Here is an 18,743-nt window from a genome sequence, read left to right on the forward strand (position 1 = left end):
CCAACGACCGCCTAAACAGCCAGCGAACGGCTGCCCCGGCGATGTGAGCCGCGGCACCTGTCCGTCAATTTTTGCGTGAGGCGCGCACCACGCCTGTCACCTCGCCGAGCAGCGTGCATGCGCGTTGAATCTGCGCGGCGCTCGACACCTCGACGGTGAATTGCATGAACGCGGCGTTCCTGCGGGTCTGCGTTTTCACGCCGATCACGTTCATCTTCTCGCGCGCGAACACTTCGGAGATATCGCGCAACAGGCCTTGCCGATCCGTTGCCTCGATCGTGAGGTCGACAGGATAGACGGACTGCCCGCGCCCGCTCATCACGTCCGCCGACCACGCCGTTTGCAACACACGCTCCGGCGCGCGCTCGGCCATGCGCAGGAAGGTCGGACAATCGCTGCGATGTATCGACATGCCCTTGCCGCGCGTCACGAAACCGCTGATATCGTCGGGCGGCGCGGGCCGGCAGCAGCGCGCAAGCTGCGTGAGCAACGCATCCACGCCGACCACCAGCACGCCCGTGGACGCGCCGCGCGCAACGCTCGCACCGCTGCTGCGCTTTTCGAACTGCTCGGGCGCCTCGACAACGGGCTCGGGCGGCGGCGCGTCGTGGAGCGCCTGCTCGACGAGCCGCAAACTGAACTCCTCCTTGCCGACCACCGAGAACAGATCGTCCGTCGTCTTGAAGCCGAGCTTGGCGGCAAGCTGATCGAGATTGACCGACGTCTTGCCCTCGCGCTGCAAGGTCTTTTCGACCATGGCGCGACCGCTCGCGATGTGCTCCTGGACCTCGACCGCGTTGAACCACGCGCGCACCTTCTGCCGCGCGCGCGGACTGTGCAGATAGCCAAGCTGCGGGTTGAGCCAGTCACGCGACGGACCGCCCTCCTTCACCGCGACGATCTCCACCGTCTGACCGTTCTGCAACGGCGTGTTGAGCGGCACCATCGCGCCGTCCACGCGCGCGCCGCGGCAGCGATGCCCCAGTTCGCTATGCAGGTGATACGCGAAATCGATGGGTGTGGCGCCGTGCGGCAACGGGATCACGCGCGCTTGCGGCGTGAGCACGTAGATGTGGTCGTCGTCGAGCGTGGCCTGGCGCAGTTGCTCCCACGGCTGCGCGGCGCGCTTCTCACCGTGCTCGCCCTCGGCGACATCGTCTTTCCAGGCGAGCAGTTGACGCAGCCACGCGATCTTCTCGTCGTACTTCTCGTTGGCGGCGAACTGACCGCCGTACCCGCGCGTGCCCGCTTCCTTATAGCGCCAGTGCGCGGCCACGCCGTACTCGGCGAACTGATGCATTTCGTGCGTGCGGATCTGCACTTCGAACGCGCGGCCGTCGTCGCCGATCACGACCGTATGCAGCGACTTGTAGCCGTTAGGCTTCGGCCGCGAAATGTAGTCGTCGAACTCTTTCGGCACCGGTTGCCACAGGTTGTGCACGATGCCGAGCACGGTATAGCAATCCTTGATGTCCGGCACGATCACGCGAAACGCCCGCACGTCGTACAGTTCGGCGAAGTCCAGTTCCTTGCCGCGCATCTTGCGCCAGATGCTGTAGATATGCTTCGGCCGGCCGCTGACTTCGGCGCGAATGTGCGCCGCGGCCAGTTCCTGCTGCAGCCGTTCGATGGCCTGCGCCACGTAGCTCTCGCGCTCCACGCGCTTTTCGTCGAGCAGCCGCGCGATGCGCTTATAGGTCTCGGGCTCTTCGAAGCGGAACGCGAGATCCTCGAGCTCCCACTTCAGTTGCCAGATGCCGAGACGGTTGGCGAGCGGCGCGTAGATATCGAGCGTCTCGCGGGCCACGTCCGGCGACGGCGAGAGTTTCGCCGCCGCGTAATAACGCAGCGATTGCAAGCGCGAAGCGAGCCGGATCAGCACCACGCGAATGTCTTGCGCGAACGCGAGCAGCATCTTGCGCAGCGCCTCGACCTGCGCACGGCGCGCGGCCTGCGCATCGCGCCCGGCTTCGGGCATCGTATTCTGCGAGGCGCGCAAGCTGACCGAGCCGAGGCGCAGCAACTTGCGCACGTTGCCGACCAGTTGCGCGACCTCGTCGCCGAACTTCTCGGCGATCATGCGCTCCGGGTCTTGCAGGTGCGGCGTCAACGCAAACAACGCCGCGGCCAGCACCGCCGGCGGGTCGACGTTGAGCGTGAGCATGATCGACGCCGTACCCGCCGCGTGATCCGCCAGCAACTCGCCCGAGGAGAAGCGCACCCCGCCCGCATGCTCGCGCACGAACGCCACCGCTTCGTCGAAAGAAGGAAGGGGTGTCGGCGTGCTCGTAACGATTTCGATAGTCATGGTGCGGCGGCCCACCGGGCCAGACGGATCAACGGAATTTCAACAACGACAACTGGGCCGGCCTTAGCTGCGCTGAGCCGCGACCACCACGATTTCGACGAGGCACTTCGGGTTCGCGAGCGTGGCCTCGACGGTTGCGCGCGGCGGCGTGGCGCCTTGTGCGACCCACTCGTCCCACACGGCGTTCATGCCGGCGAAATGCACCATGTCCGAGATGTAGATCTGCACCGACAGCAAATGCGACTTGTCGCTGTTCGCCTCAGCCAGAAGACGGTCGATGTGGCCAAGCACCTCGCGCGTCTGGCCCGTGATGTCCTGATCCGTGTCTTCGGCGATCTGGCCGGCCAGGTATACCGTGCCGTTATGTACGGCGATTTCCGAAAGGCGCTTGCCGACGTGATGACGAATGACTGCCATGAAGAATCCCGAGGTTCGTTGAAAATTGATCGAAGATGCGTTCCGCGTTGCGGCCGATGAACGAAGCCGCGATGAGCGCCGCGCGGAACTGCATATTATGACGCGTCGGCGGGCGGGCCGATAAAGAACCGCCTGGCAATCTCGATCTGATCGGCCGACAGAAACGCCGGCGCATGCCCGACCCCGGGAATCTCCACGCTCGATACGGCGCGCCCGACCTCGACCATCTTCGCGACGGTTTCGCGCGACAGCAAATCGGACTGCTCGCCGCGCGCCACCAGCACCGGCCCCTGGAACGCGGCCAGCGAATGCCATAGCGCGGCTTCGCCCAGCTTCGTTGCTTCCTCGGTGGTCGCGGCAAACGGCTGCGCAATGCGCGGGTCGTAGCGGAATTGCCAGCCGCCGTTCTGCTCGTGCAGCAGCGGGGTATTGATTTCGCGCCACTCGTCCGGCGTGAGCGGGCCGAACGTTTGCGCGAGCAAACCCGCGTAGTCGATGCCTTGCTGCAACGTTTCGAAGCGCACCGGCTTGCCGAGGTAGTCGCCGATGCGCTGCACCGCCACCGGCTCCAGATGCGGACCCACGTCGTTGAGCAACAGCTTGCGGATCGGCGTGTCGGCCAAGCCGGCCAGCGCGAGCCCGATCAGGCCGCCCATCGACGTGCCGAACCAGTCGACCGTTTCGACGTTCAGGCGCGCGATCAGCGTGACCATGTCGGCGACGTATTGCGGCACGCCATAGAAGTTGGGGTTGGCAAGCCACGACGACAAGCCCCGCCCCACCACATCGGGACAGACGACGCGATACGTACCGGCGAACTGCGCCGCGACGCGGTCGAAGTCGCGCCCCGAGCGCGTCAATCCATGCACACAGAGCAGCACGCGCGGATTGGCCGGGTCGCCCCATTCGGTGTAGGCAATGCGGTGCAAGCCACCAGGACTCGCGCACTGCACATAACGTTGACGCGGCGCGAGCGGCGCAGCGGCGGAAGCGGGCGTTGCGGTCATTGGAGTTCCTTGCAAAAGCGCTGCGGATCTGGCGTGGGCAAAGCGGGAATCAATCGGCGTCCAATCTGCGAACGATTGTAAACCGCTTTGCCGCGCCGCACGGATCGGCCACACGGCATAGGACTGGCCGAGACTCGCCAGGAACAATCCGATTGCGCCAAGACAAAGCGGGCGAGACTCACGCCTCGCCCGCCTGCTTTTGCCGCGCCACCGCCGCGCGCCGGCCACGTCGACCGGCGGCGCAGCGACAAGCCGTTCAACTCACCGCGCTCACATCGAGCGGCGCGCCCGTCTTCGCCTTGATTTCCTCGATGGTGACACCCGGCGCCAGTTCGGTCAGCTTCAGACCGTCTTCCGTCACCTCGATCACGCCGAGGTCGGTGATGATCTGATCGACCACGCCCACGCCCGTCAGCGGCAGCGTGCATTCCTCGAGGATCTTATGCTGGTCGCCCTTCGCGACGTGCTCCATCAGCACGACCACGCGCTTCACGCCCGCGACCAGATCCATTGCGCCGCCCATGCCCTTGATCATCTTGCCGGGGATCATCCAGTTGGCCAGATCGCCCTTCTTGCTGATCTGCATCGCGCCGAGAATCGCCAGGTTGATGTGGCCGCCGCGAATCATCGCGAACGAATCCGCCGACGAGAAAATCGACGAACCCGGCAGCGTGGTCACCGTCTGCTTGCCGGCGTTGATCAGGTCGGCGTCCACTTCTTCCTCGGTCGGCGAGGGGCCGATGCCGAGCAAGCCGTTCTCCGACTGCAGCCACACTTCCATGCCGGCCGGCACGTGGTTCGCCACCAGCGTCGGCAAGCCGATGCCGAGGTTCACGTAAAAACCGTCCTGCAATTCCTTCGCCGCGCGCGCGGCCATTTGGTCACGAGTCCATGCCATGATCAGTCTCCTTTCGCGCGGACGACGCGTTGTTCGATGCGTTTTTCCGGATGCGCATTCAGCACGATGCGCTGCACGAAGATGCCCGGCGTATGAATCGCGTCCGGATCGAGTTCGCCCACCTCGACGATTTCCTCGACTTCCGCGACGGTGATCTTGCCGGCCATCGCGCACATCGGATTGAAGTTGCGCGCGGTGCGGCGGTAGATCAGGTTGCCCGACTTGTCGGCCTTCCACGCCTTGACGAGCGCGACGTCGGCTGTGAGCGAATGTTCGAGCACGTAGTGGTTTTCGCCGAACTGGCGGGTTTCCTTGCCCTCGGCGATCAGCGTGCCGAAGCCGGTGTTCGTGAAGAATGCCGGAATGCCCGAGCCGCCGGCGCGCAGCTTCTCGGCGAGCGTGCCTTGCGGGGTGAATTCGAGCTCGAGCTCGCCGGCCAGATACTGCCGCTCGAACTCCTTGTTCTCGCCGACATACGAGGAAATCATCTTTTTGATCTGGCGCGTTTCGAGCAGCAGGCCCAGGCCGAAACCGTCCACGCCCGCGTTGTTGCTGATGCACGTGATGCCCTTCACGCCCGAATCGCGCAGCGCCGCGATCAGCGCCTCGGGAATGCCGCACAATCCGAAGCCGCCGACGGCGAACGTCTGCCCGTCCTTGACGATGTCTTTCAGCGCCTCGGCGGCGCCTGGATAGACCTTGTTCATCAGTATGTCCCTTCCTTTATGGAAATCCGAAACCGGATCAATGCGCTCGGCATGACGTTTTGGGGCAAAACCCACACGTCATTCTAGTCATCCGCGGCGGACCGTGCGTTCAGCCCGGAGGTGCCTCGCGCCCATGCCTGCCGCGGATCGCTTCGCCGCGTTGTGATGTGCCCGAAAGGGTACGCTGCGCGCGCCATGCGGCACAATACGCAAAAATACATAAGTACTTGCCGCCAACCCATGCCCGCACTGGATTACCAAACCGCCTTTCACCTCGCCCCGATCGGGCTCGTGCTGTCACGCGAACGGATTATCGAAGACTGCAATGACGAACTCGCGTCGATTTTCGGCTGCCCGCGCGAGGCGCTGCTCGGCCAGTCGTTCCAGGTGCTGTATCCGTCGGCGGACGAATTCGAGCGGATCGGCGCGCGGATTCCGCCGATCATGACCGCGCAAGGCAGTTACGCGGACGACCGCATCATGAAGCGGGCCAACGGCGAACTGTTCTGGTGCCACGTGACGGGCCGCGCGCAGCGGCGCGCCGATCCGCATGCGGCGGGCGTCTGGACCTTCGAGGACTTGAGCGCGACGCGGCGCGTGGCGGTCGAACTGACGCCGCGCGAACGCGAAATCGCCGCGCAACTGGTGACGGGGAAAACCAGCAAGCAGATTGGCCGGGTGCTGGATATCAGCCCGCGCACGGTCGACGTCTACCGGGCGCGGCTGATGCGCAAATACGATACGGGCAACGCCACCGAGCTATTGCAGAGACTGCTCGGGCATTGATTGAAAAGGCGGGCGCGAAGCCTCGCGCTCAAGCCGCGTTGACCAGCGCGGCGCGCTCGATCGTGGCGCGCAGCAGATCAGGAACCGGCACCGACTTTCCGGCCGCGTAATCGATCCACACGCAGCGCGCGGCGCCGCGCGCGTACACGGTGTTCGGGTCGTCGGCGCGCACGAGTTCGAAGCCGGTATCGAAACTGCTGCGCCCCGGCGTGGCCACGGTCATCCGGCCGATCACCTCGCCGGGATAGTGCAGTTGCTTGAGAAATTCCATCGACGCGTTGACGATCACCGGCCCCTGCCCGTCGGCGTTGCTGCCGGCAAGACCCAGTTGCTCGAACCAGGAAATGCGCACCTGCTCCATGTAGCGGAAATAGACCGTGTTGTTCACGTGGCCGAATGCGTCCATGTCACCCCAACGGATCGGCATCGACATCTCGAAGACTGCGTGGAAATCGCTCATCGTACTTCTTTGAAGGATTGAAACCAGGTTGAAGCCGGCGCACCGACCGGCGTGAAGCGCGCTCAGGCGAGCCCGAAGCCGTCGTCGGCGGCGATCACCGAGCCGTTGATGAACTGTGACTCGTCGGCCGCGAGCAGCAGCAGCAGACCGTCGAGATCGTCCGGCTTGCCGACGCGATGACGCGGCAGCATCGACACCAGCTTCTGCCCCTGCTCGGTCGACCAGTGATGGTGATTGATCTCGGTGTCGATATAGCCGGGGCAAATCGCGTTCACGTTGATGCCGTGCTTGCCCCACTCCAGCGCCATCGCTTTCGTCATATGGACGACGGCCGCCTTGCTCATCGAATACAGGCCGATTTGCGGCAGCACGCGCAGGCCCGCCATCGACGCGATATTGATGATCCGGTACGACGGTTTCTGCGCGCTGTTGCCGCGCATGATCATGCGCTTGGCGACTTCCTGGGCGACGAAAAACGCGCCGCGCGTGTTCGTGTCGAACACGTATTCGAAGTCGGCGGGCGTGACTTCGGAGAGCTTCTGCGTGGTCGAGACGCCCGAGTTGTTCACGAGGATGTCGATCGTGCCCGCCTCGGTTTCCGCATGGGCCACCGCCGACTTGATGCTCTGATAATCGGTCACGTCGAGCGAAACGACGTGCGCCGCGCCGCCGGACGCCTCGATCTCGGCGCGCAATTCCTTCAGACGCTCGGTACGCCGGCTCGCCAGCACGACCTTCGCGCCCGCTTGCGACAACACCTGAGCGAAGCGCTTTCCCAACCCGCTCGAGGCGCCGGTGATCAGCGCGACCTTGCCTTCCAGATTGATCGAACGGCCCATTGTCGTTCCTTGTTCGGTTGTGGTTGCAGATACGATTGACAGGTGCGGTAGGACCATCGCTGCGGGTCGATACCGTATCCCATTAATAGAACGATCGTGCTAATGTCGGCTCGTCAGGTTGCAGTGGTTCAGGTCATCACCCACAATACGAACCCGAAAAAAGCATTCTAACGGTAAGAGGAGCATCAATGACCCCCGCAAGTCTCATTGAGCAGTACGGCCCGCGCGAGTCGATGGAATACGACGTCGTGATCGTCGGCGGCGGCCCGGCCGGCCTGTCGGCGGCGATCCGCCTGAAGCAGCTGGCGGCTGCGAAAGGCGTCGAGCTTGGCGTGTGCGTGCTGGAAAAAGGCTCGGAGATCGGGGCGCATATCCTCTCGGGCGCGGTGATGGACCCGCGCGCGATCACCGAACTGATTCCCGACTGGAAGGAACAAGGCGCGCCGCTCACGGTGGACGTGACCGAGGACCGCTTCCTGTTCCTCACCGAAACCGGCTCGAAGAGCGTGCCGGCCTGGGCGCTGCCGGATAACTTCAGGAACCACGGCAACTACGTGATCAGCCTCGCGAACGTCACGCGCTGGCTGGGCACCATGGCCGAAGCGGCGGGCGTCGAGATCTTTCCGGGCTTTCCGGCTGCCGAGATCCTTTACCACGACGACGGCTCGGTCAAGGGCGTCGCCACCGGCAATCTCGGCATCGGCAAGGACGGCCAGCCCACTGAGAACTTCCAGCTCGGCATGGAACTGCATGCGAAATACACGCTCTTCTGCGAAGGCGCGCGCGGGCATCTCGGCCGTCAGCTGGACGAGAAATTCAGGCTGCGCGACGGCGTCGATCCGCAGGTCTACGGCATCGGCATCAAGGAACTGTGGGAAATCGAGCCGTCGAAACACAAGCCGGGTCTCGTGATGCACACCGCCGGCTGGCCGCTGAACACCGATACCTACGGCGGCTCGTTCCTCTATCACATGGATAACAACCAGGTGGTGGTGGGCTTCGTGGTCGGCCTCGGCTATACGAACCCGTATCTGTCGCCATTCGAGGAATTCCAGCGCTACAAGACGCATCCGGCGATCCGCGGGTTTCTGGAAGGCGGCAAGCGCGTCTCGTATGGCGCGCGGGCGATCACCGCGGGCGGGCTGATGTCGCTGCCGAAGCTGGTGTTCCCCGGCGGCGCGCTCGTCGGTGACGATGCGGGCTTCCTGAACGCCTCGCGCATCAAGGGCAGTCACGCGGCGATCAAGACCGGCATGCTGGCCGCCGAGGCGGCGTTCGATGCGGTGCAGGCCGGACGTCGGAACGACGAACTCACGGCCTACCCGGAGTCGTTCCGCACATCGTGGCTGCACACCGAACTGCATCGCGCGCGCAACTTCAAGCAGTGGATGAGCAAGGGCCTGTACCTCGGCACGCTGATGGTCGGCATCGAGCAGAAGCTGTTCGGCGGCAACGTGCCGTGGACGCTGCATCACCAGCACGCCGATCACGAGATGCTCAAGCCCGCGTCGCAATGCACGCCGATCACATATCCGAAACCGGACGGCAGGCTGACGTTCGACCGGCTCTCGTCCGTGTTCATCTCGAACACCAATCACGAAGAGAACCAGCCGGCGCATCTGACGCTGAAAGATCCCACCGTGCCGGTGAACGTGAACCTGCAGACCTATGCCGGTCCCGAAGCGCGCTACTGTCCGGCCGCGGTCTATGAATTCGTGAAGACCGACGACGGCGGCGAGCGCCTCGTGATCAACGCGCAGAACTGCGTGCACTGCAAGACCTGCGACATCAAGGACCCGACGCAGAACATCGTGTGGGTCACGCCGGAAGGCGGCGGTGGGCCGAACTATCCGAACATGTGAGTGACGAGTCGGCGCTTTGTTTGCAGCACGCGGTGCGGATTCGCTGACCGCGTGCGAACCCCCTTCGACGAACGTGGGCATCGCCGCGTCGTCAGCAGAAAACCAGAACCTTTGCCACAATGCCCCATCGCGCGAAAGCGCCCGAAATGGCATGTGAGCAGACAATGATCCCCTTCTCGGTCCTGGACCTATCGCCGGTCATCGCTGGCGCGACACCTGCCGACGCATTCAGGAACACGCTGGACCTCGCCCAGCACGCGGAAAACTGGCACTACCACCGCTACTGGCTGGCGGAACATCACAACATGACCGGCATCGCCAGCGCGGCCACTTCGGTGGTGATCGGCTACGTGGCCGGAGGCACCCAAAAGATTCGCGTCGGTTCGGGCGGCGTCATGTTGCCTAATCACGCGCCGCTCGTCATCGCCGAACAGTTCGGCACCCTCGCCTCGCTCTACCCCGGCCGGATCGATCTCGGCCTAGGCCGCGCGCCAGGCACCGACCAGAGCACCGCGCGCGCGCTGCGCCGCGATCTGCAAAACAGCGCCGAGTCTTTCCCCGACGACGTGGTCGAGCTGCAACGTTATTTCGCCGACCCGGTGCCGGGCCAGCGCATTCGCGCGGTGCCCGGCGCCGGGCTGAACGTGCCGCTGTGGCTGCTCGGCTCGTCGCTCTTCAGCGCGCAACTCGCCGCGGCGCTCGGTCTGCCGTTCGCGTTCGCGTCGCATTTCGCACCCGACCATATGCTCACGGCGCTGCGGGTGTATCGCTCGCAATTCCGGCCCTCGGCGGCGCTCGACAAACCGTATGCGATGGTCGGCGTCAATCTGTTCGCCGCCGATAGCAACGAGGAAGCGCAGCGCCTCTTCACGTCGCTGCAGCAGCAGTTCATCAACTTGCGGCGCGGCACACCCGGTCAATTGCATCCGCCGGTCGAGCGGCTCGAGGCGTCGGAGATGGAATTGAACGGCGTCGCGCATTCGCTCGCCTGCACCGTGCTCGGCGATCGCGATGCGGTACGCGCAGGACTGCGCTCGATCATCGATCAAACCGGCGCGGACGAATTGATGCTCACCGCGCAGATTTACGATCACGCGGCGCGGCTGCGCTCGTTTGAAATCGGCGCGCAAGTGCGCGATGAGCTGGGCGCCGGCGACTAACGGCGCTATCAAAAGAGGACGGCCGTATCGGCAACGGCCGTTTTCTCTTTTGCCGATTCGACGGCTATCCGCGACACGAACATCGGAACACCACGCGCCAGGGCTCCCGCACGATGTTCGGATAGTCAGCGTCCAAAGCGAAGTTCTCGCCCCACCCCGGCCTCAGCCGGAGTTCAACGACTCCCCACCCCCGCCAACCCATCCAGCAACGCCTGATGAAACGCCTGCGGATCCTGCATCTGCGGCGCGTGCCCCAAGTCGGCGAATTCGACCAGCGTGGCGTGCGGAATCGCCTTCGCCGTGGCCTTGCCCAGTTCCGGGTAGCGACCGAGCTTCGCGCGCACGTCGGGCGGCGCGGCGTCCTTGCCGATCGCGGTCGTATCCTTCTGGCCGATCAGCAAGAGCGTCGGCGTGCTCAGTTGGCCGAGTTCGTACACCACCGGCTGCGTGTAGATCATGTCGTACAGCAGCGCCGAATTCCACGCGACGATCTGCTTGCCCGGACCGCGATACAAACCCGCCAGCATCTGCACCCACGGTTCATAGTCGGCGCGCCACTGGCCCGCGTAATACGTCGTCTGCTCGTAGCGGCGAATGCCGTCGGCGGTGGTCTTCAGTTCGCGCTCGTACCACTGGTCCACCGAAAGCGACGGCACGCCCTTCGCCTTCCAGTCCTCGAGACCGATCGGGTTGACCAGCACCAGTTGCCGCGTCTCGCGCGGATACATCAGCGCGTAGCGGATCGCGAGCATGCCGCCGGTCGAATGACCGATCACGGTCGCGTCGCTCACGCCGAGCGATGCGAGCAGCGCATGCGTGTTGCGCGCGAGTTGCTGGAAACTGTACTGATAGTGTTCCGGTTTGCTCGACTTGCAAAAGCCGATCTGATCCGGCGCGATCACGCGATAACCGGCGTCGCTCAGCCGATGGATGGTCGCATCCCACGTCGCCGAGCAGAAGTTCTTGCCGTGCAATAGCACGACGGTGCGGCCGTTCGCGCGCGCCGGCTTTACATCCATATACGCCATGTGCAGCGCCACGCCTTGCGAGGTGAAGTCGTACTGCTCGACCGGCGCCGGGTAATCGAAGCCCTGCAACTCGGGGCCGTAAGCGGGACCGGCGTTGTCGGCGGCGGCGATGGTGGCGATGGTGGTGCTGGCGGCGCTACCCGGCGCGGAAGCGGAGCCAGCGGAGGCGCCAGCCGAAGCGGCGAAAACAGCCGGCGCCGCGCTCAGCACGCAGGCGCTCAAGAAAGCGATCAGGGAATGACGACGGAAATTCATCGATAGGTTTTCTTGCAAAAAGAAAGAAGCATGCGGCACCGACGCGCGGGCAAACCGGCGCTGGACCGTGGGGGTGCGGACGATTCTACGACGCGCCGCCGGACTGCGCAGCCGCGCGGGCGCGGCGCATCGGCGCGCAGGCCGCTGCCTTGCCCGGCTGGGCACGCATATTGCGACCGCCTCACTTCGCGCGCTATGTGGCGTGGCGCACGGATCGCCGCGGTGCAACGGTCGATCGTGCGCGAGTCGAGCGAGCGCCCGGCATCCGCACAATTCACACTATTCGCTCGCGGCAAATCGGGTTAGAAGTAGCGCACGCTCCGCGAAGACGGGGCCGCCTGACAGTGCGGATCATGAATGGAGGGCAAGCAAGCAGACCATCCGGGGTAGAGAAACAGGCGAGTGATTGCATGGGATCGGAGCGCGCTGCGTGGGATCGGAGTAAGTGCTGAAGCATTAACTCTGGTCTACGTGAGCTCTAAAGCACTAGCTCCGGTCGACCGCGTTGCATGGGATCGGAGCGCGCTGCGTGGGACCGGAGTAAGTGCTGAAGCACTAACTCTGATCGACCGCGTTGCATGGGACCGGAGTAAGCGCTAAAGCGCTAACTCTGATCGACCGCGTTGCATGGGACCGGAGTAAGCGCTAAAGCGCTAACTCCGGTCGACACAGGAGACAGATATGAATACCCCGGAACGGCTAAACGATCTGCAACGCACCACCCTCGCCATCGTCCTCGCAGGCGGACGGGGCACGCGGCTCGGGCCGCTCACCAACAAACGCGTCAAGCCGGCCGTGCACTTCGGCGGCAAATACCGGATCATCGACTTCGCACTCTCCAACTGTCTGAATTCCGGCATCCGCCGCATCGCGGTGGTCACGCAGTACAAGGCGCACTCGCTGTTGCGCCACATGCAGCGCGGCTGGAGCTTCCTGCGCGGCGAATTCGGCGAATTCATCGACCTGTGGCCCGCGCAGCAGCGCGTGGAAGGCGCCCACTGGTATCGCGGCACCGCCGACGCGGTGTTCCAGAATCTCGACATCATCCGTTCGATCCGGCCGAAATACGTGGTGGTGCTGGCGGGCGACCATATCTACAAGATGGACTACACGCGCATGATCGCCGACCACGCGGAAAGCGGCGCGGATTGCACGGTGGGTTGCATCGAGGTGCCGCGCATGGACGCGGTGGCCTTCGGCGTGATGGCGGTGGATGAAAACCGCCGCGTGACCGGCTTCGTCGAAAAGCCCGCCGATCCGCCGGCGATACCGGGCCGCCCGGACACGGCGCTCGCCAGCATGGGCATCTATGTGTTCAACGCCGATTATCTGTACGCGCTGCTCGAGGAAAACATCTCCACCGTCGACACGGATCACGACTTCGGCAAGGACATCCTGCCGCGCGTGGTCACCCGAGGCATGGCGATCGCGCATCCATTCAGCATGTCGTGCGTGTCGTCGGACCCGAACGTGGAGCCGTACTGGCGCGACGTCGGCACGATCGACGCCTACTGGGCCGCCAACCTCGATCTCGCGTCCACCATTCCCACGCTCGACCTCTACGATCGCAGCTGGCCGATCTGGACGTATCAGGAGCAGTTGCCGCCCGCCAAGTTCGTGCGCGACATGAAAGGCTTGCAGGGATCGGCCACCAATCTGATCGCGTGCGGCGGCTGCGTGATTTCGGGCTCGCAGATTTCGCGCTCGGTGCTGTCGTCGAATGTCAAGGTGAGTTCGTTCTGTAACATCAATGAGGCAGTCTTGTTGCCGCAGGTCACCGTCGGCGCGAGCTGCCGGCTGCAGAAAGTGGTGATAGACCGCGGCTGCGCCATTCCGGACGGCACGGTGATCGGCGAGGATCCGGCGCGCGACGCCGAACGCTTCTACCGCACCGACGACGGCGTCGTGCTGGTCACGCCCGAGGCGCTGCGGCAGGACGTGCGCTAAGGCGCGTCAAGGCAGCCGGCGGCCCCGCCGCGTTTGAACAGTAACCGACAGGAATAGATCGAGCCTATGACGATTCGCGCCCTGCACGTCGCAAGCGAGCTGTATCCCCTCCTCAAAACGGGCGGTCTCGCCGACGTCGCGGGCGCGCTGCCGCCCGCGCTGATCGAGCGCGGCGCCGACGCGCGGGTGCTGCTGCCCGGCTTTCCGGCGGTGCTCGCCGGTTTGGGCGACTTGCGTCAGATCGCGCAACTGGGCCGGCGCTTTGACGCGCCGGGAGTCACGCTCGAACAGGGCACGCTGGCGTCGAACGGTCTGATCGTCTACGTGATCCGCGCCGGCACGCTGTACGACCGCCCCGGCAATCCGTATCTGAACGACGAGCACGTGCCCTACGGCGACAACGCGCAGCGCTTCGCGCTGCTCGGCTGGGTCGCCGCGCAACTGGCGCAGCAGCTCGATCCGGCGTGGTCGCCGCAAATCGTCCACGCGCACGACTGGCATGCGGGGCTCGCGCCCGCCTACCTGAAAGCCGCCGAGCGCCAGCATGGCCGTCCGCTCGCGCGCAGCGTCTTCACGGTGCATAACCTCGCGTATCAGGGCATATTTCCCGCGCACCAGTTTGGCCAACTGGCGCTGCCGGACGATTTTTTCAACATGCACGGCGTCGAGTTCTACGGACAGTTGTCGTTCCTCAAGGCGGGCCTCTACTACAGCGACCGCATCACCACCGTCAGTCCGACCTACGCGCGCGAAATCCAGACGCTCGCCCAGGGCGGCGGACTCGACGCGTTGCTGCGCCATCGCGCGCACGACCTGAGCGGGATTCTTAACGGCGTCGACTATACGGTGTGGAATCCCGCCGGCGATGCGCTCATCGACAATCACTACAGCCCCACGCGCCTCGCCGGCAAAGAGGCGTGCAAGGAGGCGCTGCAAAAGCGCTTCGGCCTCGCGCAGAAAAGCGATGCGCTGCTGTTCGGCGTGGTGAGCCGGCTTACCGAACAGAAAGGTCTCGACCTGCTGCTGGAGGCGGTGCCCGAGATCGTCAAACGCGGCGGGCAACTGGTGGTGTTCGGCACCGGCGACCCGGCGCTGGAGAACGGCTTGAAGCGTGTCGCGCAGACGCATCCTGAATCGGTGGCGGTCGAACTCGGCTTCGACGAGACGCTCGCTCATACCATCGTCGCGGGCAGCGACGTGATCGCCGTGCCGTCGCGTTTCGAACCCTGCGGGCTGACGCAGCTTTACGCGCTGGCTTATGGATCGCTGCCGCTCGTGCACGGCGTCGGCGGGCTGGCCGACACGGTGATGGACGCCTCGCTCGAAAATCTCGCCGACGACCTTGCCACCGGCTTTGTCTTCGAGCGCTTCGAGCCGAAGGGCATTGCCGCCGCGATCCGCCGCGCCTTCGCGCTGTATGGCCGGCGCACCGAATGGAAAGCGGCGCAGCGGCGCGCGATGCGCCAGGACTTCGGCTGGGGCGCGTCGGCCGAGCGCTACCTGGCGTTGTATCGCGAGTTGGCGTGAGCGTCGGCGCCGCGACGTTAAGCTGAGCGAGGCGCCGACGCGCCGGCACCGCGTTCCGTGCACGATCGACCGCATTGATGCGCGCGGCACCAGGTTCGCGCAACGCATGCCATGCTCGCGAGGCGCCGGTTTTCACGCACGCCTCACCGACAGACTGCCGGGTCGACTGCCGGCCTCCCGTCGTCCCCCATCACTGCGCGGCGTTTGATGGTTCAGCGCAACAACCCGTTGGCCGGGCCAACTCGCGCGCGGCAAACTCATGTATTGTTTCCTGACTACGCAGACCGTGCACTTTTCTTGCATCATCTGAAGCAGTCACGCCGCACGAGGCGCCCGGCCCGAAGCCGGTTGGCCGTCGCGGCCCATCCTTCCCGTTTCCTTGATCGCGCACGACCGTTGGCGCGGGCGACACCATGACGAAAAATGTTTTGAGCATCCAGTCACATGTCGTTTTCGGGCACGCCGGCAACAGCGCGGCGGTGTTCCCGATGCGCCGGCTCGGCGTCAACGTCTGGCCGCTCAATACCGTGCAGTTCTCGAACCACACGCAATACGGCCATTGGACCGGCAGTGCGATCGAGGGCTCGCAGGTGGAAGAACTGGTCGAAGGCATCGGCGCGATCGGCATGCTGCCGCGCTGCGACGCGGTGCTCTCCGGCCACCTGGGCACGCCCGAACAGGCGCAGTCGGTACTGGAAGTCGTCAAGGCCGTGAAGGCCGCCAATCCGCGCGCGTGGTACTTCTGCGATCCGGTGATGGGCGCGGCGAGCAGTTGCAAACCCGCGCCGGGCATCCAGGAGTTTCTGGTGCGCACCATGCCCGAAATGGCCGACGCGATGGCGCCGAATCACAGCGAGTTGCAGCGGCTGGTCGGCCGCGAGATCGAGACGCTGGAAGAAGCCGTGGCGGCATGCCGCGAACTGCTCGCGCGCGGTCCGAAGCTGGTGCTGGTGAAGCACCTGCTCGACCGCAACAGTCCCGCCGACCGCTTCAACATGCTGGTCGTCACCGAGCGCGAGGCGTGGATGGGGCAGCGCCCGCTTTATCCGTTCGCGCGGCAACCGGTGGGCGTCGGCGATCTGACGAGCGCGGTGTTCGTCGCGCGCACGCTGCTCGGCGACTCGATCCGCGCGGCGTTCGAGCATACGCTCGCCGCCGTCAACGCGGTGGTCAAGACCACCTGGCAGGCCGGTCGTTACGAGCTCGAACTGGTGGCCGCGCAGAACGAAATCGCGCAGCCGCGCGAATGGTTCGACGCGTGGGTCGCGGATACGGCATAGGCTGCGGCGCACGCCGTCCTATAATGCGTGCCGCGTGAAAGGGGCGCCTATTCGCGCATGCAGTGTTTTTTCGCGCATCCAGTTCAGCATTCAGCAGACGAGGCATCGATGGACGGTTATATCCGCAGCGAGCGGGAAGAATTTTTTGAGCAGTTGTGCATCAGCGTCGACGCCGACGAAGCGCACGAGCAGGAAGCGATCGAATACTTCGAAAGCCAGTTCGACCAGGCCGACTTCGATCCCGCACAGTGGCTCGACATCGCGCTCTACTACTCGCCGGCGGTGGCGCGCGGCATCGTCGAGATGGTGACGCCCGACGACAAGGCGCGCAGCAACATCGCCGAAGTGATCGCCGACAATCTCGACATCTCCTACGGCGAGGACGAATGCCAGCAGTTCGCCGAGACCATCGAATTCGCGCTGAACAACGGCGTGCCGGTGGACCTCGATCTGGTGCTCGACGGCTGCCAGCGCGCGATCGACGACCTCGACACATGGGCCGACGAGGAAACCAAGGCGCCGTTGCTGCGTCTGCGTGAGGAGTTGCTGCGCCAGCAAGGCGAACATTGAGGGCGTTGTTATGGGCGGCTAGTGGTCGCCTTGTTGATCCGCGCTTTGGTCCCCGCTTATTGGTCCAGCTTCTTGATCCCGCTTCGCGCGCCTTCGCGGCGCGGTTCCCCAACAGTGCGCCGCAGTAGTTATATTTGCCCGGCACGCGCCCCCACGGCGCATGCAAAAGTTCTTCCCCCCGCTCCCGCAGCGACCCCCGCCCTTCTTAAGCATGTGCCGCAATCGGCACCCGCCATCGACACGCCACACCGCAGCCCATGCGCCGCCAGCAGCCGCGCCGCGCGGTCTATGCCGAAATCCTCATTCAAAGCGCCGCGAACTGCCAAGACGTCTGCAAATTGGCTTTCTATATTCGCGCCAGATTGACCGGCTTTCAAACGCTGACGCACGCATTACATGCAATCGAGCATTGTCGACAGCGGCCGGTCATCCGTAATCTTTCGATGCGCGGATCGGGCGAACCATGTCCGCACGTCGATCCCGCGTTACCGCCTTGCCGTTTTCACACCCTGAAACTGTCGATGGAAGGAGAGACCATGAGTCTTCGCAACACGCTGAAACCGCTTGCCTTGTTGATCGGCGCCGTCTTCGCGATCGCGCCGCCGGCCAGTTTCGCCGACGACCTGCCGGTGAAGATCGGTTTTGCCGCGCCGCTCACGGGCGCGAACGCCGGCTACGGCAAGGACCTCGAGAACGGCGTCCGGCTCGCCATCGAGGAAGCCAATGCGCAGAAGATCAGGATCGGCGACAAGGTGGCGCAATTCCAGATCGTCTCGCAGGACGATCAGGCCGATCCGCGCATCGGCGTGCAGGTCGCGCAGAAGCTGGTCGACTCGGGCGTGTCCGTGGTCGTCGGCCACTTCAACTCGGGCACCACGATTCCGGCCTCGCAGGTCTACGAGCAGGCCGGCATTCCGGTGATCGACCCGGCCGCCACCAATCCGACCATCACGGGGCGCGGCTTCGCGAACACCTTCATGGTGATTTCCACCGATGCGCAAAACGCCGGCAACGCCGGCGTCTATGCGGTGGAAGTGACCAAGGCCAAGCGCATCGCGATTATCGACGACCGCACCGCGTTCGGCCAGGGCGAGGCCGACGAGTTCGAGAAGGCGGTGAAGGCGCGCGGCGGCAACATCGTGGCGCGCGAATACACGGATAACCACGCGGTGGACTTCAGCACACAGCTCACCAAGATCAAGGCGGCCAACGCCGATCTGATTTTCTTCGGCGGTCTGGATACGCAGGCCGCGGGCTTCGCGCGGCGGATGAAGCAACTGGGGATGACCGCGCAACTGGTGGGCGGCGGCGGCGTGGAGGACCCGGAATTCATCAAGCTCGCCGGCGACGCGGCGGAAGGCGTGATGGCCTGGGAATACGGCCGGCCGTTGGCCGAATTGCCGGGCGGCAAGGACTTCTCAGCGAAGTTCAAGAAGCGCTTCGGGGCGGACATCCTGTCTTACGCGCCGTTCGGCTACGACGGCGCGTGGGCCGCGATCAAGGCGATGCAGCAGGCCAAATCCAGTTCGCCGGCGGTGTATCGCCCGGTGCTGAAGGCGAGCGAGTTCGAAGGCATTACCGGCAAGATTTCCTTCGACAACACCGGCGCGCTGAAGAGCGGTGCGTCCACGCTCTATCAGGTAAAGAACGGAACGTGGGTGCCGATCGTGACCAAGAGCGGCACTTGAGCCA

Annotated in this window: 16 protein-coding genes; 8 read left to right on the plus strand and 8 right to left on the minus strand. The window is 64.6% G+C overall.

Annotated elements, in window-relative coordinates:
- Positions 1-64: 64 nt before the first annotated feature.
- From ACTJLC_RS07450 to ACTJLC_RS07470, 5 genes are all read right to left on the minus strand, one after another.
- Positions 65-2,308: a RelA/SpoT family protein gene (locus tag ACTJLC_RS07450; RefSeq protein ID WP_310132319.1), complete on the minus strand. Its 2,244-nt coding sequence runs from the start codon at positions 2,306-2,308 to the stop codon at positions 65-67.
- Between the two features lie 63 nt (positions 2,309-2,371).
- Positions 2,372-2,725 carry a RidA family protein gene (locus ACTJLC_RS07455; RefSeq protein WP_073430554.1) on the minus strand — a complete coding sequence of 118 codons (354 nt, stop codon included), beginning with the start codon at positions 2,723-2,725 and terminating at the stop codon, positions 2,372-2,374.
- A gap of 95 nt (positions 2,726-2,820) precedes the next feature.
- Complete coding sequence (locus ACTJLC_RS07460) at positions 2,821-3,732, minus strand: alpha/beta fold hydrolase (protein ID WP_114162883.1); 912 nt, start codon at positions 3,730-3,732, stop codon at positions 2,821-2,823.
- Between the two features lie 256 nt (positions 3,733-3,988).
- Positions 3,989-4,630, minus strand: coding sequence for a CoA transferase subunit B (locus ACTJLC_RS07465; RefSeq protein WP_114162884.1), 642 nt, complete (start codon positions 4,628-4,630; stop codon positions 3,989-3,991).
- A gap of 2 nt (positions 4,631-4,632) precedes the next feature.
- Positions 4,633-5,337: a CoA transferase subunit A gene (locus ACTJLC_RS07470; RefSeq protein ID WP_073430557.1), complete on the minus strand. Its 705-nt coding sequence runs from the start codon at positions 5,335-5,337 to the stop codon at positions 4,633-4,635.
- A gap of 240 nt (positions 5,338-5,577) precedes the next feature.
- On the opposite strand from ACTJLC_RS07470, the gene ACTJLC_RS07475 reads away from it, so the two are divergent.
- On the plus strand, positions 5,578-6,123 hold the full coding sequence (locus tag ACTJLC_RS07475; RefSeq protein WP_073430558.1) for a LuxR C-terminal-related transcriptional regulator: 546 nt from the start codon (positions 5,578-5,580) through the stop codon (positions 6,121-6,123).
- Positions 6,124-6,151: 28 nt separating this feature from the next.
- On the opposite strand, the gene ACTJLC_RS07480 is transcribed toward ACTJLC_RS07475, so the two are convergent.
- Both ACTJLC_RS07480 and ACTJLC_RS07485 read right to left on the minus strand, forming a co-directional pair.
- The gene (locus tag ACTJLC_RS07480) at positions 6,152-6,583 is read right to left on the minus strand and encodes an acyl-CoA thioesterase (RefSeq protein WP_073430559.1); all 432 of its coding nucleotides are present in this window, start codon (positions 6,581-6,583) and stop codon (positions 6,152-6,154) included.
- Positions 6,584-6,645: 62 nt separating this feature from the next.
- Positions 6,646-7,422 carry an SDR family oxidoreductase gene (locus tag ACTJLC_RS07485; protein ID WP_073430560.1) on the minus strand — a complete coding sequence of 259 codons (777 nt, stop codon included), beginning with the start codon at positions 7,420-7,422 and terminating at the stop codon, positions 6,646-6,648.
- 188 nt (positions 7,423-7,610) lie between these two features.
- Here ACTJLC_RS07485 and ACTJLC_RS07490 point away from each other — a divergent pair, with 188 nt between their 5' ends.
- On the plus strand, positions 7,611-9,284 hold the full coding sequence (locus ACTJLC_RS07490; protein ID WP_310132325.1) for an electron transfer flavoprotein-ubiquinone oxidoreductase: 1,674 nt from the start codon (positions 7,611-7,613) through the stop codon (positions 9,282-9,284).
- A gap of 164 nt (positions 9,285-9,448) precedes the next feature.
- Positions 9,449-10,444, plus strand: coding sequence for an LLM class flavin-dependent oxidoreductase (locus ACTJLC_RS07495; RefSeq protein ID WP_440843398.1), 996 nt, complete (start codon positions 9,449-9,451; stop codon positions 10,442-10,444).
- 173 nt (positions 10,445-10,617) lie between these two features.
- Here the strand turns inward: ACTJLC_RS07495 and ACTJLC_RS07500 are convergent, their stop codons facing one another.
- Positions 10,618-11,727 (minus strand): alpha/beta fold hydrolase, encoded by a 1,110-nt coding sequence (locus ACTJLC_RS07500; protein WP_073432468.1) that lies wholly within the window; start codon positions 11,725-11,727, stop codon positions 10,618-10,620.
- A 681-nt stretch (positions 11,728-12,408) separates the two neighbouring features.
- Between ACTJLC_RS07500 and glgC the strand changes: the two genes are divergently transcribed.
- The 5 genes from glgC (at position 12,409) to ACTJLC_RS07525 (ending at position 18,739) form a co-directional block, all read left to right on the plus strand.
- Entirely contained in the window at positions 12,409-13,674 is a 1,266-nt protein-coding gene (glgC, locus tag ACTJLC_RS07505; RefSeq protein WP_073432467.1) for a glucose-1-phosphate adenylyltransferase, read from the plus strand.
- Positions 13,675-13,740: 66 nt separating this feature from the next.
- Complete coding sequence (gene glgA / locus ACTJLC_RS07510) at positions 13,741-15,201, plus strand: glycogen synthase GlgA (protein ID WP_073432466.1); 1,461 nt, start codon at positions 13,741-13,743, stop codon at positions 15,199-15,201.
- 413 nt (positions 15,202-15,614) lie between these two features.
- Positions 15,615-16,481 (plus strand): pyridoxal kinase PdxY, encoded by an 867-nt coding sequence (gene pdxY, locus ACTJLC_RS07515; RefSeq protein WP_073432465.1) that lies wholly within the window; start codon positions 15,615-15,617, stop codon positions 16,479-16,481.
- Positions 16,482-16,589: 108 nt separating this feature from the next.
- Positions 16,590-17,051, plus strand: a complete 462-nt coding sequence (locus ACTJLC_RS07520) for a hypothetical protein (protein ID WP_073432464.1) — start codon at positions 16,590-16,592, stop codon at positions 17,049-17,051.
- 536 nt (positions 17,052-17,587) lie between these two features.
- A complete protein-coding gene (locus ACTJLC_RS07525) occupies positions 17,588-18,739 on the plus strand; it encodes a branched-chain amino acid ABC transporter substrate-binding protein (RefSeq protein ID WP_073432472.1) in 1,152 nt (383 codons plus the stop codon).
- The last annotated feature ends 4 nt before the right edge of the window (positions 18,740-18,743 follow it).

Origin of the sequence: Paraburkholderia sp. 22099 (assembly GCF_052045835.1) — a bacterium.
In the GTDB taxonomy this organism is placed as follows: domain Bacteria; phylum Pseudomonadota; class Gammaproteobacteria; order Burkholderiales; family Burkholderiaceae; genus Paraburkholderia; species Paraburkholderia terricola.